Genomic DNA, 16,220 nt, shown 5'->3' on the forward strand with positions numbered 1-16,220 from the left:
TGTTGAGACGGGAATAACCGCCCCGTCCTGAACCGCGGCTTGGCCGGCTGTTCATCGACGGTTCGGCATATAGGGGCGCGCGGGCGGCATTGTATGGCCAAGGTGGAAAGCAATCGTTTCCACCTTGGAACCATGAACGCAGGCGAGCGTTCGCCCGCGCCTTTTCGTCGCGCTGAGGTTATTTCAGTGCAAGGCACGCCTGCTGGATGCGGGTGCATGCCTCGCGCAGGATATCTTCGCTGGTCGCGTAGCTGATGCGCATGGCGGGCGAGAGGCCGAAGGCAACGCCCTGCACGGCGGCAACGCGCGCTTCTTCCAGCAGATAGCCAACGAAATCGCTGTCGGTCGCGATCGTCTGCCCCTTGGGCGTGGTTTTGCCGATCAGGCCGGAGACTTCGGGATAGACGTAAAAGGCGCCCTCAGGGGTGGGGCAGGTGATGCCCTCCACGTGGTTCAGCATGCGGACGACCAGATCGCGGCGCGTCTTGAAGGCGGCATTGCGCTCGGCAAGGAAGGACTGGTCGCCGTTCAGCGCTGCGGCGGCCGCTGCCTGCGCGATCGAGCAGGGGTTGCTGGTCGACTGCGACTGGAGCTTGGCCATCGCCTTGATCAGCCAGGTGGCGCCGCCGGCAAACCCGATGCGCCAGCCGGTCATGGCATAAGCCTTGGAGCAGCCGTTTACCGTCAGCGTACGCTCGTAGAGCGAGGGGCAGACCTCGGCGATCGTGGCGAACTGGAAATCGTCATAAACGATATGCTCGTACATATCGTCGGCGAAGATCCACACGTGCGGGTGGCGCTCGAGCACCTCGCCCAGCGCCTTGAGCTCGGCGACGGTGTAGGCCGCGCCGGTCGGGTTGGAGGGCGAATTCAGGATCAGCCACTTGGTGCGCGGCGTGATCGCGGCCTCCAGCATCGCGGGCGTCAGCTTGTAGCCATGCTCCGGCCCGGCGGCGATGACGACCGGCGTGCCGCCGGCGAACTGCACGACATCGGGATAGCTGACCCAATAGGGCGCTGGCACGATCACTTCGTCGCCCGCCTCGACCGTCGCGACGAGCGCGTTGAAGAGCGTGTGCTTGCCGCCGACATTCACGCTGATCTGTGCCGGCGTGTAATCGAGGCCGTTGTCGCGCTTGAACTTGGCGACGACGGCGTCCTTCAGCTCGGGCGTGCCATCGACATTGGTATATTTGGTCTCGCCGCGGCGGATCGCCTCGATCGCGGCTTCCTTCACGAAATCGGGCGTGTCGAAATCAGGCTCGCCCGCGCCGAGGCCGATGACGTCAATACCGGCGCGCTTCAGCTCCTGCACCTTGGTGGTGATCGCCAGCGTGGGCGACGGGCTGATGCGATCAAGCGCGGCAGAGGTCTTCATGAAACGGTTCCTTTCGGCGCCGCGGGCTATAGCGACCGGTTTCCCGCTTTCGCAACCGCAACAACGGCGGGAAACAGGCCGCGCAGCGCATTTCCGAGGAGAAAGCCGTGCGCGAGATCATCCGGCCGCAAATCATGCTCCACGGCGCGGCCGCTCTCGATCAGCTCGGCGCGGAGCACGCCTGGCAGCAGCCCGCGGGCGAGCGGAGGCGTCAGCAATCGCCCGTCTCTTTCCACGAAGACATTGGTAAAGCTGCCTTCGGTGATGGTGCCCCCGGGCTCCACGAAGAGCACTTCGTCCGCGCCGCTCGCCCGCCGGGCCTCACCGTAAAAGGCGCGATTGCTGGTCTTGTGGCGCAGACGATAATCGGATGGCGCAAAGGGTAGTGGCGCCAGTGCGACGCGCAGCGGGTGGTCGAAGGCGGCGGGTGCCGGGGCGATTTCGATCGCGAGACGACCCAAGCGGCTGGCGAGCAGGCGGATTCGAGCGGGTTTGCGCAGCCGAAAGGTTGCGGCCTGCAATTCGTTGCGCGCCTCATGGCGATCAAAGGCGTAGCCGAAGGTGGCGGCACTCGCCTTGATGCGCGCCAGGTGCCGCTCGACCAGCAGGATGCCGGCTTCCGGATCGAAGCGCATGGTCTCGATGAGGTCCGGATCGCGCTGGCCATGAGTGAGGAAAGCGCCCTTGGCGCGCGCTTCGTCCCACTCGCTGTTGGCCCGGCTATCGGCAACGATGCCGCCGCCCAGCCCGAGCGTGGCGGTGTCGCTGCCACGGGCGATGTGCAGCGTGCGGATCGCGACGTTGAACTGGGCGTCGCCATCCGGCGCCAAGTGGCCGATCGCGCCGGTGTATGCGCCGCGCGGGGTCTCCTCTACCTTGCCGATCACCTGCATCGCGCGGATCTTTGGCGCGCCGGTGATCGAGCCGCAGGGAAACAAGGCGGCGAGCACGTCAACCGCATCTGCATCCGGCAGGAGCCTGGCCGTGACGGTTGACGTCATCTGGTGAACTGTGGGGTAGGGCTCGACGGCGAACAGTTGGGGCACCTTGACGCTGCCGGGGACGGCGACGCGCGACAGGTCGTTGCGCATCAGGTCCACGATCATCAGGTTCTCGGCGCATTGCTTCTCGTCCGTCGCCAGCGCGCGGGCACATTCGGCATCGCGGACGGCATCGGGATCGCGGCGAACGGTGCCCTTCATCGGCCGGCAGCGAAGGGCGCCGCCCTGCAGGCTGAAGAACAGCTCAGGCGAAAAGGACAAGAGCGTGTCCGTGCCGGTTTCCACGATCGCGCCCCAGCCAGCCCCTGCGCGCTGGCGCACTGCGGCATAGAGCGCGAGCGGATCACCGACGAAGCGAGCGGTGGCGCGAAAGGTAAGGTTCGCCTGATAGATGTCACCGGCCGCGACAAGATCGAGCACTTCCCGCAGCATCGCGTCGTATTGCTGGCGCGACACCAGCGGCTCGGGCTCGCTGATCCAGGCGCCCTCGCCGGCGGGAAGCAGCGCGGGAACGGACCGCACGTCATGGCATTCGTCGAACAGGCCGAACCAGAGCAGCGGCGTGGGGGAGGCGGCATATTCACCCGCCTGCGGCTCGAACGCTGCGCCTGCCTCATAGGAGAGGAACCCGGCGGCATGATAGCCTGCGGAAATGCCGGTGCGGATCCGGTCCAACGCCGGCGTCACGTCCGCGATGCAGGAGGCCTCCACGATTGCGACAGGAGCCTGGTACAGGCGGGCAGGCGCGCCCTGGGCGCGCGCATCGTCAAGCAGCACGAAAGGCTCGGCGAGCGGCATGTGCAGCGCCATGCCTGTCCATCAGCCGCGGGGCAAGCCCGAGCATCCCGCCTTGCCGCCGAGGCGGATCGCGCGCTAGCATCCGGCGTGCGGTGACGCTGCCACGGCGACCGGTGCCGTGGCAGCGCCGCCCGAGTTGAACAAAGGAACCGATCAGTGACTGACGCCGCGACCGAACCCGCCCTGCGCGCGATGATCGTGCCCGTCACGCCGATCGAGCAGAATTGCACCCTCATCTGGTGCACCAAGACCAAGAAAGGCGCCGTGATCGATCCGGGTGGTGACCTGCCCAAGATCAAGGCCGCGATCGCGCAGGCGGGCATCACGATCGAGAAGATCCTGCTGACGCACGGGCATATCGACCATGCCGGCGAGGCGAAGCCGCTCGCGGACGAGCTGGGCGTCCAAATCGAGGGGCCGCAGGAGGAGGATCGCTTCTGGCTGGCGCGGCTGGGCGATGACGGGCGCAACTGGGGCATTCGCGGCGTGCCGTTCGAGCCCGACCGATGGCTGGAGGACGGCGACACGGTGACGGTGGGTGACCTTACGCTCAACGTATATCACACACCGGGGCACACGGCAGGGCATGTGATCTTCCACCATGCGCCCTCCAAGTTCGCGCAGGTGGGGGACGTCCTGTTTCAGGGCTCGGTCGGCCGCACCGATTTGCCGCAGGGCAATCACAAGACGCTGGTCAATTCGATCGTCACCAAGCTGTGGCCGCTGGGCAATGACACCGCGTTCATTCCCGGGCACGGCAAGCCTTCCACCTTTGCGCATGAGCGGCAGTGGAACATGTTCGTGAGCGACCAGGCGCTGGAGGACTGACGAGCCGGGCCAAGCGACGGCATAGGGATAACGAGGCGAAGAGTGGGATCGCGGCGGCGTGCCTGCCGGATGGGAGAGGGGATGCCAGACATGAGATTGTTCAGCGCGCCGATGCCGGCTCCCAACCCTCGCCGAGTCCGCATGGCGGCGGCCGAGAAAGGCGTGCAGCTTGACGAGGTGATGCTCGACCTGCGGCGCGGCGAGCATAAGTCACCCGAGCATCTTGCCCGCAATCCACTGGGCCAAGTGCCGGTGCTGGAGCTCGACGACGGCACGCTGATCGCGGAAACGGTGTCGATCTGCCGGTATCTCGATGGGGTCGGTGGCGAGCCGACCTTGTTCGGGCGAACGGCCCTGGAGCAGGCGTTGGTGGACATGTGGATCCGGCGGGTCGAGATCCAGATCGGCGAGCCCACCAAGATGTTCTGGCGGCACGCCCATCCGGCCACCGCATCGCTGCTGACGCAATATCAGGATTACGGCGCCTCGAACCGCGATCTGCTCGAGCGCGCCATGAAGTGGTTCGACCACGAGCTTTCGGACGGCCGCGCCTTTGTCATGGGCGATGGCTTCACCATGGCCGACATTGCGGCTGTCACCATCATCGACTTCGCCAAGCTGATCGGCATGGATCCCATGCGCGATCGGGAAAGCGCCAGCGCCTGGCACGCGCGGGTCGCCGAGCGGGCAAGCTACCATGCGTAAGCGCCTGCGCCGATCAGTTCGGCAGCGCGCGCGACTCGCGCTGCCCTGCGGCTCGGCGCTGTGATCGGCGCGACGGCCCTGGTGGGCAACGAGGACGGCATGACCGAGGCGGAGTTCATCGCCGCCTTGCGCCGCCTGCCGCTCCACGCGGGCGCATTGGGATTGGGCGACGATGCGGCGCGCGTGGGCGGCTTCGTCGTCACGACCGACACGTTGGTGGAAGGCGTCCACTTCCTGTCCGACGACCCCCCGGGCGACGTCGCGTGGAAACTGGTTGCTGTCAGCCTGTCCGATCTGGCGGGCAAGGGCGCCGTACCCGAGGGCGTGCTGCTCAATTATCCGCTTTCGGGCCGGACGTGGGACCGCGCCTTTCTGGCGGGGCTCAACGCCTGTCTTGCCGTATTCGATTGTCCCCTGATCGGCGGCGACACGGTGTCGCTTCCGGCCGGTGCCCCGCGCGTGCTGACCGTCACGGCGATCGGGCGCGATGCCGCGGCGCCGGTGCGCGCCGGTGCGCAGGCCGGCGATCGCCTGTGGGTGACGGGGACGATCGGTGATGCCGGTGCCGGCCTTGCCGTGGCGCAGGCCGGCAGCGGGCCCGAGACTTTGCTTGCCGCCTATCGCCGCCCGCGCCCACGGCTTGCCGAAGGGCGCATCCTGGCGCCGCTCGCCCATGCGATGATGGATGTGTCGGACGGGCTGCTCATCGACGCATGGCGCATGGCGGCGGCGAGCAATCTGGCGGTGACGATCGCGCTTGATGCGGTGCCCCTATCCGCCGCGTATCGCGCCTATGCCGGAGACGATCCCTTGGCTGCGGCAACCGCCGGTGACGATTATCAGCTGCTCTGCGCGCTGCCGCCGGGCGAGCGGCCGACCGGCCATGCCACCTGTATCGGCACCTTTGCGGCAGGTGCCGGCCTGCAGCTGACGCGGCATAGCAACCCGGTGCCGCTGCCGGAGCGGCTGGGCTTCGAGCATCGCGCCTGATCGGCAGGCGCGCTTTGTGGCGGCCGATACCATGCCGCCCATCCACGATTTCGGCCGAATAAACATCGCTAACAGCCATACTTGCGCTTTCCCCCCGCAAGCGTAGGCTCCCGTTCCAGAACGATAATCATAGGAGACCGGCGGTTACCGCCCGAAGGCGGGGTCGACCGGTCCACGTTAGGGGAAGGAACGCGATGACCACGGTCTATATCGCCATCCTCTGCGGCCTGCTGGCCGTGGTCTATGGCATCGTCACCAGCCAACAAGTTCTACGCGCATCGCCAGGAAACGAGCGGATGCAGGATATCGCCGCCGCCATCCAGGAGGGCGCCAAGGCGTATCTTGGCCGGCAATATACCACCATTGCGATCGTCGGCGTCATTGTCGCGATCATCCTGTTCGCAACTCTGGGTACGTTATCGACGATCGGGTTCCTGATCGGCGCGATCCTTTCCGGTGTAGCCGGCTATGTCGGCATGAACATCTCCGTGCGCGCCAATGTGCGCACCGCCGAAGCCGCGCGGAGCACCTTGCAGGCCGGATTGACGATGGCGTTCCGTTCCGGCGCGGTGACCGGCATGCTGGTGGCAGGGCTGGGGCTGCTCGCGATCGCGGGGTTCTTCTGGTACCTGACGGGCCCGGCCGGTTATGCGCCCAACGCGCGCGCGATCATCGAGGCGCTGACGGCACTGGCGTTCGGGGCGTCGCTCATTTCGATCTTCGCGCGTCTTGGCGGCGGCATCTTCACCAAGGCGGCGGATGTGGGCGCGGACCTCGTCGGCAAGGTCGAGGTGGGTATCCCGGAGGATGATCCCCGCAACCCCGCCGTGATCGCCGACAATGTGGGCGACAACGTCGGCGACTGCGCGGGCATGGCCGCCGACCTGTTCGAGACGTATGTGGTGACGCTGGGCGTGACGATGATTTCGATCGCGCTGCTGATCCAGGCGTCCTCCGCAGAACTGATGCAGCTGATGAGCCTGCCGCTGATCGTCGGCGGGGTGTGCATCATCACCTCGATCATCGGCACCTATATGGTGCGGATCGGGGCCAAGGGATCGATCATGGGCGCGCTCTACAAGGGGTTCTGGACCTCGGCGCTGCTGGCGATCCCGGCGATCTATGTCGCGACCCTAATGACATTGGGCGACCTCAATGCCCCGATCGGGGCGTCAGGCTTCCTTGATGCGTCGTCCGACAGCGTCACCAGTGGTGTGGGCGATCTTGCCGCCACCGAGATCACCGGCGCGCCGGGTGCGGACGCCTTTACGGGCATGGACCTGTTCTGGTGCATGCTGATCGGCCTCGCCGTGACGGGGCTGATCGTGTGGATCACCGAATATTATACCGGCACCAACTATCGCCCGGTGCGGTCGATCGCGAAGGCGAGCGAGACCGGCCATGGCACCAATGTTATCCAAGGGCTGGCGATTAGCCTGGAGGCGACCGCGCTGCCGACGCTGGTGATCGTCGTGGCTGTGATCGCGGCGTACAAGCTGGCGGGGATCATCGGCATTGCCTTCGCCGCGACGTCGATGCTGGCGCTCGCCGGCATGGTGGTGGCGCTTGACGCTTATGGTCCCGTCACGGACAATGCGGGGGGCATCGCCGAGATGGCCGGGCTGGACGATGAGGTTCGCCACAAGACCGATGCGCTGGACGCAGTAGGCAACACGACCAAGGCCGTCACCAAGGGCTATGCCATCGGTTCGGCGGGATTGGCCGCGCTGGTGCTGTTCGGCGCCTACACCACTGACCTGCAGACCTATTTTCCGGACATTGCCGTCGATTTCAGCCTGTCGAACCCATACGTGATCGTCGGGCTGCTGCTCGGCGCGCTCTTGCCTTATCTCTTCGGCGCCTTCGGCATGACGGCGGTTGGTCGTGCAGCGGGCGCGGTCGTCGAGGAAGTGCGTGACCAGTTCCGCAACAATCCCGGGATCATGGAAGGGACTAGCCGGCCCAATTACGGCCGCACCGTTGATCTGGTTACGCGGGCGGCGATCAAGGAAATGATCATCCCCTCGCTGCTGCCGGTACTCTCGCCGATCGCGCTCTATTTCATCGTGACGGCGGTGGACGGTCAGGCCTCGGGCTTTGCGGCGCTTGGCGCGATGCTGCTCGGCGTGATCGTGTCGGGGCTGTTCGTGGCGCTTTCGATGACGAGCGGCGGCGGCGCGTGGGACAATGCCAAGAAATATATCGAGGACGGCAATCACGGCGGCAAGGGATCGGAAGCGCACAAGGCTGCGGTGACCGGCGACACTGTCGGTGATCCTTACAAGGACACGGCAGGGCCGGCGGTGAACCCGATGATCAAGATCACCAACATAGTCGCGCTGCTGTTGCTGGCCGCGCTTGCAGGGACGGGGGCGGGGTAAGCAACCGCTCGCGATATTGCGTCGGGCCGCTGCGCTGCCTATCCCGTGATCAAACAGGAGCAATGCAGCAGCCATGACGACCTTTGACGATCGCGAGCGCGCCTTTGAGACCAAGTTCGCGCGGGATGAGGAAATGGCGTTCCGCATCATCGCCCGGCGCAACCGCCTGCTCGGCCAGTGGGCCGCGGAGCTGATGAAGCTGACGCCGGAAGAAGCGGACGCTTATGCCAAGACGGTGGTCCATGCGGACCTGGAAGAAGCGGGCGACGCGGATGTGGTGCGCAAGCTGCTTGGTGATCTGTTGGCCGCCGGCGTGGACATGACCGAGGCGGACATCCGCAAGGCGCTGGACGAGCAGACGGTCGAGGCGCGCCGCCAGCTGATGGAAGCACAATAAGGTGCCGATGGCGGCGGACGAGATCGCGGCGTTGATCCGCGAAGGCATCCCCGATGCCGAGGTCGAGATTACCGACCTGGCCGGGGATGGCGATCATTATGCGGCGCGGGTCACGGCCGCTTCGTTCGCCGGCATGTCGCGGGTGAAGCAGCATCAGGCGGTGTATGCCGCGCTGGGTGGGCGCATGGGCGGCGTGCTCCATGCCTTGCAGTTGACCACTGGCGTGCCGAAATAACGGCCAGCCTGCTTCCACGCGAGGATCGACAATGACCGAAGATACCAACGCCCGCATCGATGCGGTGGTGAAGAACAACCCCGTCGTGCTGTTCATGAAGGGCAGCCCGCTGTTTCCGCAATGCGGCTTTTCCAGCCGAGCAGTGGCGATCCTCCAGCATCTGAACACCGAGTTCGAGAGCGTCGACGTGCTGCAGGATCAGGGCATCCGGCAGGGCATCAAGGCCTATTCGGACTGGCCGACCATCCCGCAGCTGTACGTCGGCGGCGAATTCGTCGGCGGTTCGGACATCATGATGGAAATGTACGAGAGCGGCGAGTTGGCCGATCTCCTGAAGGACACGGCAAAGGCCGACTGAGGCTGAAAAGTCGGGTGCGGGCGGGGCGTCGCGAGATCGAAGAAGCGACGCACCCGCCCGACTGAAGCGCATCTCTGCGCGATAACCTGTAATTAGCACAGCTTGTGCCAATTTCGCTAAGCCGCAGATTTGCCGGACTTTAAGGGTTAACGGCCACGCGCGCTTCGCGTGATGTGTAAATTCCATCGACACCTTCTGGTGCCCCGCTCGTGCTGCTGCGGGTCAGATCGTCGATGCAAGCCCCGCAAGATCCTCGCGCGTGTCGATGTCGACCAGTTCCGCTGCCGGCGCTTCCACCTGTTGCGCCGAGCGAATGAGGTCGCGGGCACCGTGATCGCCGCTGAGCGACAATAGTGCCGCAAATCTGCGGCGGCCAAATACAGCAGGCGGGCGCGGCGCCGCGCCGGCGCTGGATGAGGCGACCATCGCATCTGTTCCAATGGCCATATCGAGCAGCCGGCGTATGTGGCGCTCCGTGACGCAGGGCATGTCGGCAAGCGCGATCAGAACGGCCGCGGCGCCTTGATCCTGGGCAAAGGTGACGCCGAGCCGAAGCGAGGATGCCATGTCCCCAACCGAATCGTTGTTCTCGATGACGTGAAAGCCGTGTGCGGGGTAATCGATCTGGCACCGCCGGACGATGGCCACCCGCCGCCTGAAGGGCAGGTCTCCCAGCGACAGTACGACGTGCAGACCGAGCGGCACGCCGTCGACCGGCACGTCAAGCTTATTCTGGTCACTGGTAAAGCGCGCTGACCTGCCTGCGGCGAGCAGGACGAAGATGGTATCTTCAGCCGCGATCATGAAACGCCTTCACCATCGCCCCGGCGATGGAGAGGGCGATTTCAGCAGGGCCGATCGCGCCGATGTCGAGCCCGACGGGGCCGTCGATTCGCGCCAGGTTCTCAGCGGAGACACCGGCATCCGCCAGCCGCTGCAATCGCGCCGCATGGCTCTTGCGGCTACCGAGCGCGCCGACATAGCCGGTGTTGGCGGCAAGTGCGGCGACGAGCGCGGGATCGTCGATCTTGGTGTCGTGGCTGAGCGTGACCACGGCGGTCGAGGGGCCTGGCTTATAGGCTTCCACCGCCTCGTCGGGCCAGCGGTCGTCCAGCGTCGTATCGGGAAAGCGTTCCTCGGTGAGGAACCGGCCACGCGGATCGACCACGACGGTCTCGATCCCGAGCGTGCGGGCGAGGCCGACGAGTGACTGGGCGATCTGTACCGCGCCGACGACGATCAGGCGGCGTGGCGGATCGTAACGGTTGGCGAAGATCTCTCCCGTCTCGACGGGGCGCAGATCACTGTGGCCGGTCGAGAGGTCCGTGGTGACGGTAAGCGGCTGGCCGTCCGCGCGCGCCTCCACGATGCGGTCGAACAATTCGGGGTCGAAGCCTTCGGCCGATACCGGCTGCACCATTACGCTGATCTCGCCGCCGCAGGGCAGGCCGACTTCCCAGGCGCTGGCATCGGCAACGCCGTATTTTTTCACCGCGAACGGCGCTCCGGCGATCACCTGCGCGGCGGTATCGAGGATGTCGCCTTCGACACAGCCCCCTGAAACCGAGCCTTCGAAGCGGCCGTCCTCATGCACCAGCATGTGGCTGCCGCGCGGGCGGGGCGCCGAGCCCCAGGTGGAGACGACCGTGGCGAGCGCCATGCGGGCGCCCTTCCACGAGTTCGCCGCGGAAAGGACGCTGTCGTTATCGGCCATGGATCACACCGGTGGGAGATGGGGGAGGAGTTTGTCGAGCGTCACGGGCATGTCGTAGATGCGCACGCCCGTGGCATTGTAGATCGCGTTGACGATCGCGGCGCCGGAGCCGGCAATGCCGAGCTCGCCGACGCCCTTTGCGCCGACGGGATTGGCTGAATCATCGATCTCCTCGATGAAATAGGCCTCGATCTGCGGCACGTCGGCATTCACCGCCACGTGATATTCCCCAAAATCGGGGTTCACGAAGCGGCCGTTGCGTGGGTCGACGATGCCGTCCTCGGTCAGCGCATAGGCGAGGCCCCAGACCATGCCGCCGATGATCTGGTTCTTCGCGGTCTTTTCGTTGAGCACGCGGCCGATGTCGAAAACGCCGAGCATGCGGCGCACGCGCACTTCGCCGGTGACGGCGTTGACCGCGACCTCGGCGAATTGCGCGCCGTGGCTCGCCTGGCTGGTCGCCTGCGATTCCTTGCCCGGTGAGGTCTTGCCTTTGGCACTGATCGGCGAGCCGCGGACGAGATCGGCGAGCGGGCTGCTGCGGTCGGTGGCAGTGACGACACCGTCCTTGAGCTGCATGTCCTCCGGCGCGGCGTTCATGCGGCGGCCGAGTTCGGCGAGGATGTCCTCGCATGCTAGAGCCGCGGCGGCGCAGGCGCTGCCCGCGCCGAACGAGCCGCCCGAGCCCGCGCTGGGTGGCAGGTCGGTGTCGCCGATCACCACGTCGATCGCCGCAATCGGCAGGCCAAGCATGTCGCCCACGGTCTGCGCGAGGATCGTGTAAGTGCCGGTGCCGATATCGGTCATGTCGGTGCGCACCGTGGCCCGGCCGTCATCGCCCAGAATCACCTCGGCCTCGGCATTGACGGTAAAATTGCCGCGGAGCGCCGCGGCCATGCCCATGCCGATCAGCCATTCGCCCTCGCGTCGGCTGCCCGGCGTCGCCGCCCGCTGATCCCAGCCGAAGCGGCGTGCGCCGTTGTCGTAGCAATCGAGCAGGCGGCGGGTGGAGAAGCGTTTGCCCGTGGTCGGATCCCTGGCGGGCTCGTTGCGGCGGCGTAGCTCGATCGGGTCTAAGCCAAGCTCCTCGGCAAGTTCGTCCATCGCGCATTCGACCGCAAAGGTGCCGATCGCCTCGCCCGGCGCGCGCACTGCGCCGGTCGCGGGGAGGTCGATGCGCGCAAGATCGGTGCGGAAGCGGCGGGCCTCACCGGCGTAGAGCGGCAGCGTGCCGAAGGGCACCGGCTCCAGGAAAGCGCTGTCCTCATTCTGATAAGCGACGCTTTCGTGCGCGATCGCGCTAATCCGCCCCTCATGGTCGGCGCCGAGGCGCAGCCGCTGCGTCGTCGGCGAACGGTGGTGGACCATGTAAGCGGTCTGTCGGCGGGTGAGGGCGACCTTGACCGGGCGGCCGATCTTCTCCGCCGCGATGGCGGCGAAGATCACTTCCGGGCCGACGCCGGTCTTTCCGCCGAACCCCCCGCCCACATAAGGGGCCAGCACACGCACGCGATCCTTGTCGATGCCAAGCGCGGTGGCGATGGTGCCCTTTGCGCCGCCGATCACCTGGTTGCTGGTGCGCACGGTGAGCTTGTCGCCCTCCCACCAGGCGAGTGTCGCGTGCGGCTCAAGCGCTGCGGGGAAGTGGATCGGCGTGGTATAGGTGCGGTCGACCACCACTTCGGCTGCGGCGAGCGCGGTGTCGAGGTCGCCGCGATTGACCGGCGGGAGGAAGCCGAGCTTGTGGTCCTGCTGGATCTCCACCTCGGCGGCATCGAAGCGGCCGGGCGTTTCCTCATAGCTGACCTGGACGAGGCGCGCGGCGGCGCGGGCGGCCTCCTGCGTTTCCGCGACAACGATCGCGACGCCTTGGCCATAGTGGAACACTTCGTCCTTGCCGATCGCGGACATGGCGCGCGAGTTGCCCTCGCCGGTCGGCATGCGGGGATCGCCGTGAATGACGGCGATCACGCCGGGCGCCGCCTCCGCCTCGATCGCATCCACGCGCGTTACCCGCCCGCGGCCGATGCTGGACTGGACGACCGCGAGATAGGCGGTGTTTTCCGGTGCCTGTTCGAAAGCATAGAGGGCCGCGCCGCTGACCTTCTCGCGTGCTTCGTAGCGGTCGATCGGCTTGCCGAGCAGGCCCTGCTGCGCGCGGTCCAGCGCTGCCGGGCGGTACGGTGCATCCATCGCGAGATCGTTCATGCCGGCTCCCCCGTCAGGTCACGCAGCGCGGTGATGAGCACGCGCCGGGCGAGCGGGATCTTGAAATCATTGTGGCCGAAGCCGCGGGCGCCCACGAGCAAAGCGTCAGCAGCGGCATCGAAGGCGGCTTGTTCGGGAGCCCTGCCAACAAGTGCCCCCTCAACGGCGGGATCGCGCCACGGCTGGTGCGCGAGGCCGCCAAAGGCGAGCGCGGCGTGGGTGATCGTGCCGTTCTCGACGGCGATCACACCTGCGACGGAAACGAGCGCAAAGGCATAGGAGGCGCGGTCGCGTACCTTGCGGTAAAGCTGCCGCGCGCCCGGCGGCGGCGCGGGGAGCGCGACGTGGGTGATGAGCTCACCCGACTCCAACACCGTCTCGATGTGCGGCGTGTCGCCCGGCAGGCGGTAGAAATCGCCGAGTGGGATCCGGCGGCGATCGCCGTCGGGCTTCAGCGTCACCACCGTCGCATCAAGCGCGCGCATCGCGACGGGCATGTCGCCGGGGTGGGTGGCGATGCAATGCTCGCTGGTGCCGAGGATCGCGTGGATGCGGTTGAACCCGCCGAGCGCGTCGCAGCCGCTGCCGGGTTCGCGTTTGTTGCAGGCCGCATGCGTGTCGTAGAAGAAATAGCAGCGGGTGCGCTGGAGAAGGTTGCCGCCCGTCGTTGCCTTGTTGCGCAACTGGCCCGAGGCGCCGGCGAGTAGCGCGCGGCTCAGGACCGGATAGTTTGCGATGACGCGCGGGTCGGCGGCGAGATCGCTGTTGGGGACGAGCGCGCCGATCAGCAGCCCGCCATCCTGTTCCTCGACCGTGTTCAGATCGAGCCGGCTGATGTCGACCAGCTTTTCCGGCGTTTCGACCTGCAGCTTCATCAGGTCGAGCAGATTGGTACCGCCGGCGATGAAGCGGCCGCCGGCGCGCACTGCCGCTTCCGGGCTGTCGGCGCGGGCATAGTTGAAGGACTTCATGCCTTCTGCTCCTGCGCATGCACGTCGCGGATCGCGTCAACGATGTTGGGATAAGCGGAGCAGCGGCAAAGGTTGCCGCTCATGCGCTCGCTGATTTCGCCGTCATCGAACATGGGAGCGGACAGATCGTCGCTGACATGGCTTGGCCAGCCCTTCGCCACTTCATCGAGCATGCCGACCGCGGAGCAGATCTGGCCCGGGGTGCAGTAACCGCATTGATAGCCGTCGTGTCGGACGAATGCCGCCTGCATCGGATGGAGCGAGTCAGCGCTGCCGAGCCCCTCGATCGTCACAATGTCATCATCCTGGTGCATCACGGCCAATGTGAGACACGCATTGATCCGCCGCCCGTTAGCCAGCACCGTACAGGCGCCGCACTGGCCATGATCGCAGCCTTTCTTGGTGCCCGTCAGGGCGAACTCCTCACGGAGGACGTCGAGGAGCGAGGCACGAATGTCGGGATCGGCCTCGCGCTTGCTGCCGTTGATGGTGAAGCGCATGGGGGCAATATGCGCCACTCCTCGGTCCGATCCAAGTATGCTGCAATAATTCTTGTTATGGTGCTGGCGGGTGGATGCGTGTCGCGGCAGGGTAGTCAGATGCAGCCAGTGCCGTCCCTTTCGCCGCCAATCGTCATCGCCCATCGTGGCGCTTCCGGTGAGCGGCCGGAACACACCATCGCCGCCTATGAATTGGCGATCGCCCAGGGTGCGGACGTGATCGAGCCCGATCTGGTGCCGACACGCGATGGCGTGCTGGTGGCGAGGCACGAGAATGAGATCAGCGAAACCACCGATGTCGCCGATCATCCAGAATTCGCCGGACGGCGCACGACAAAGACGATCGACGGTCGAAAAGTCACGGGTTGGTTCACCGAGGATTTCACGCTGGGGGAATTGAAGACGCTGCGGGCACGGGAGCGGCTGGCGCTGCTTCGCCCAGAGAATCGCGCGTTTGATGGGAAAGAAACGATCCCGACGCTGGCGGAAGTGATCGCGCTTGCGAAACGGCACCGCGTGGCGATCTATCCGGAAACCAAGCACCCGACCTATTTTGCTTCAATCGGAAAAGGCACGGACGAGCCGCTGGTGGCGGCCCTCCGGCAAGCGGGCTGGGACGGCGCCGATGCACCCGTCTTTATCCAATCCTTTGAAGTCGCAAACCTGCAACGGCTGAAGGCGATGACCAAGGTGCGCCTGATCCAATTGATCGACGGTGGGGGGGCACCGGCGGACGGCGGCGCGCGCAGCTACGCCGACATGGTGACTCCGGCAGGGCTGAAGACCGTGGCAGCCTACGCCTGGGGCATCGGGCCGAACAAGGCGATGCTTTGGCAGGGCGAATCACCCACGAGCATTGTTCGAGACGCGCATGCCGCGGGGTTGCACGTTCACCCCTGGACCTATCGGGCGGAAAACCAGTTTCTGCCCCCTGCGTACCGGAACGGCGCCGATCCGCGGACGCATGGCGAACTCGATGCCGAGATTTCGGCCGCCCTTCGCCTTGGTATCGACGGATTCTTCACCGATTTTCCGTTAATTGGCGTGCGGACGCGTGATGCCGCGCGGGGAGCAAAGTGATGCGTAAGATGCTTGTGATTTCGGCGGCGACGCTGCTTCCCCTGGTAGCCGGGGGATGTGTGCGCACGGCGGCGAGCGTCGTAACGGCGCCGTTCAAGGTCGCGGGTCAGGTGGTTGATTGGACAACGACCAGCCAGGACGAAGCCGATCGCAACTTCGGCCGCGAGATGCGCAAAAAGGAAGCGCGCGAAGGTCGCGAACGGCGCGACTGGGAAAAGCGCTGCCGCAAGGATCCGCAGAATTGTGGCTCCTACGACGGATATGTCGCCAGCCACGATAACTGATCATTAGGCGGAGAAACCCGCCTGGCGCGCCCGCAAGAGGCGGGCCGGCGGCGGGGGATTAGGCCGCGCGCCGCTGATTCGTCGCGAGAATGGCGCGCGCCGCGCGCTGTGCCGCCGCAATCTCGCGTGCCGACATGTCGTCCGCGATTTCCGCGCGTGCCGTCTGCGCGGCGGCGTTGCCCGCCACGGCCGCGAGGTTGAACCACTTGTGCGCTTCGATCAGATCGTAATCGGCGCCATCCGTGCCGGTCGAATATGCCACACCCAGATCGTAACATGCATATCCGTCGCCGCGCATCGCGTCCGGCAGGCGGCTCTCGATCTGCAGCCGCGCGCTTTTCAGGCTATTTCCCATGTCGATGGCCCCTGTTCCAAGTTCCCCAGGGACAATG

At 66.0% G+C, this 16,220-nt stretch carries 17 protein-coding genes; 9 read left to right on the plus strand and 8 right to left on the minus strand.

The genetic code is table 11. The annotated features are described in order from the left end of the window. Positions 1–178: 178 nt before the first annotated feature. Both SPMU_RS00305 and pabB read right to left on the minus strand, forming a co-directional pair. Positions 179–1,378, minus strand: a complete 1,200-nt coding sequence (locus SPMU_RS00305; protein ID WP_088330807.1) for a pyridoxal phosphate-dependent aminotransferase — start codon at positions 1,376–1,378, stop codon at positions 179–181. 26 nt (positions 1,379–1,404) lie between these two features. Beyond that, positions 1,405–3,189: an aminodeoxychorismate synthase component I gene (gene pabB, locus SPMU_RS00310; RefSeq protein ID WP_245832636.1), complete on the minus strand. Its 1,785-nt coding sequence runs from the start codon at positions 3,187–3,189 to the stop codon at positions 1,405–1,407. Positions 3,190–3,369: 180 nt separating this feature from the next. Here pabB and SPMU_RS00315 point away from each other — a divergent pair, with 180 nt between their 5' ends. The 7 genes from SPMU_RS00315 to grxD all read left to right on the plus strand — a co-directional run bounded on the left by SPMU_RS00315 (position 3,370) and on the right by grxD (position 9,071). Beyond that, entirely contained in the window at positions 3,370–4,005 is a 636-nt protein-coding gene (locus SPMU_RS00315) for an MBL fold metallo-hydrolase (protein ID WP_088333058.1), read from the plus strand. A gap of 90 nt (positions 4,006–4,095) precedes the next feature. Further along, positions 4,096–4,710 carry a glutathione S-transferase family protein gene (locus tag SPMU_RS00320; RefSeq protein WP_088333059.1) on the plus strand — a complete coding sequence of 205 codons (615 nt, stop codon included), beginning with the start codon at positions 4,096–4,098 and terminating at the stop codon, positions 4,708–4,710. A gap of 99 nt (positions 4,711–4,809) precedes the next feature. Next, the gene (gene thiL, locus SPMU_RS00325; protein WP_088333060.1) at positions 4,810–5,700 is read left to right on the plus strand and encodes a thiamine-phosphate kinase; all 891 of its coding nucleotides are present in this window, start codon (positions 4,810–4,812) and stop codon (positions 5,698–5,700) included. Between the two features lie 194 nt (positions 5,701–5,894). Further along, entirely contained in the window at positions 5,895–8,081 is a 2,187-nt protein-coding gene (locus SPMU_RS00330) for a sodium-translocating pyrophosphatase (RefSeq protein ID WP_088330809.1), read from the plus strand. A 73-nt stretch (positions 8,082–8,154) separates the two neighbouring features. Then, the gene (locus tag SPMU_RS00335; RefSeq protein ID WP_088330811.1) at positions 8,155–8,478 is read left to right on the plus strand and encodes a DUF1476 domain-containing protein; all 324 of its coding nucleotides are present in this window, start codon (positions 8,155–8,157) and stop codon (positions 8,476–8,478) included. Position 8,479: 1 nt separating this feature from the next. Further along, complete coding sequence (locus SPMU_RS00340) at positions 8,480–8,713, plus strand: BolA family protein (RefSeq protein ID WP_046409109.1); 234 nt, start codon at positions 8,480–8,482, stop codon at positions 8,711–8,713. Positions 8,714–8,744: 31 nt separating this feature from the next. Then, positions 8,745–9,071 carry a Grx4 family monothiol glutaredoxin gene (gene grxD, locus SPMU_RS00345; RefSeq protein ID WP_088330813.1) on the plus strand — a complete coding sequence of 109 codons (327 nt, stop codon included), beginning with the start codon at positions 8,745–8,747 and terminating at the stop codon, positions 9,069–9,071. A gap of 222 nt (positions 9,072–9,293) precedes the next feature. Here grxD and SPMU_RS00350 read toward each other — a convergent pair whose 3' ends face one another. From SPMU_RS00350 to SPMU_RS00370, 5 genes are read right to left on the minus strand one after another with little or no spacing between them, the layout of a single operon-like run. Then, entirely contained in the window at positions 9,294–9,875 is a 582-nt protein-coding gene (locus SPMU_RS00350) for a nucleotidyltransferase family protein (protein WP_088330815.1), read from the minus strand. Continuing rightward, a complete protein-coding gene (locus SPMU_RS00355; RefSeq protein ID WP_088330817.1) occupies positions 9,862–10,785 on the minus strand; it encodes an XdhC family protein in 924 nt (307 codons plus the stop codon). The genes SPMU_RS00350 and SPMU_RS00355 overlap by 14 nt, the downstream gene beginning before the upstream one ends. A gap of 3 nt (positions 10,786–10,788) precedes the next feature. Further along, positions 10,789–12,993, minus strand: coding sequence for a xanthine dehydrogenase family protein molybdopterin-binding subunit (locus tag SPMU_RS00360; protein WP_088330819.1), 2,205 nt, complete (start codon positions 12,991–12,993; stop codon positions 10,789–10,791). Beyond that, positions 12,990–13,964: an FAD binding domain-containing protein gene (locus SPMU_RS00365; protein WP_088330821.1), complete on the minus strand. Its 975-nt coding sequence runs from the start codon at positions 13,962–13,964 to the stop codon at positions 12,990–12,992. The genes SPMU_RS00360 and SPMU_RS00365 overlap by 4 nt, the downstream gene beginning before the upstream one ends. Then, positions 13,961–14,464 (minus strand): 2Fe-2S iron-sulfur cluster-binding protein, encoded by a 504-nt coding sequence (locus tag SPMU_RS00370; RefSeq protein WP_088330824.1) that lies wholly within the window; start codon positions 14,462–14,464, stop codon positions 13,961–13,963. Before SPMU_RS00370 ends, SPMU_RS00365 begins: the two co-directional genes overlap by 4 nt. A 99-nt stretch (positions 14,465–14,563) precedes the next feature. Here SPMU_RS00370 and SPMU_RS00375 point away from each other — a divergent pair, with 99 nt between their 5' ends. Together SPMU_RS00375 and SPMU_RS00380 are read left to right on the plus strand one after the other, a co-directional pair. After that, on the plus strand, positions 14,564–15,544 hold the full coding sequence (locus tag SPMU_RS00375) for a glycerophosphodiester phosphodiesterase (RefSeq protein ID WP_245832637.1): 981 nt from the start codon (positions 14,564–14,566) through the stop codon (positions 15,542–15,544). After that, positions 15,544–15,828, plus strand: coding sequence for a hypothetical protein (locus tag SPMU_RS00380; RefSeq protein WP_088330829.1), 285 nt, complete (start codon positions 15,544–15,546; stop codon positions 15,826–15,828). The genes SPMU_RS00375 and SPMU_RS00380 overlap by 1 nt, the downstream gene beginning before the upstream one ends. A 58-nt stretch (positions 15,829–15,886) precedes the next feature. Here the strand turns inward: SPMU_RS00380 and SPMU_RS00385 are convergent, their stop codons facing one another. Further along, positions 15,887–16,183: a hypothetical protein gene (locus SPMU_RS00385; RefSeq protein ID WP_088330831.1), complete on the minus strand. Its 297-nt coding sequence runs from the start codon at positions 16,181–16,183 to the stop codon at positions 15,887–15,889. Positions 16,184–16,220 lie beyond the last annotated feature (37 nt).

Source organism: Sphingomonas mucosissima (genome assembly GCF_002197665.1).
Classification (GTDB): domain Bacteria; phylum Pseudomonadota; class Alphaproteobacteria; order Sphingomonadales; family Sphingomonadaceae; genus Sphingomonas; species Sphingomonas mucosissima.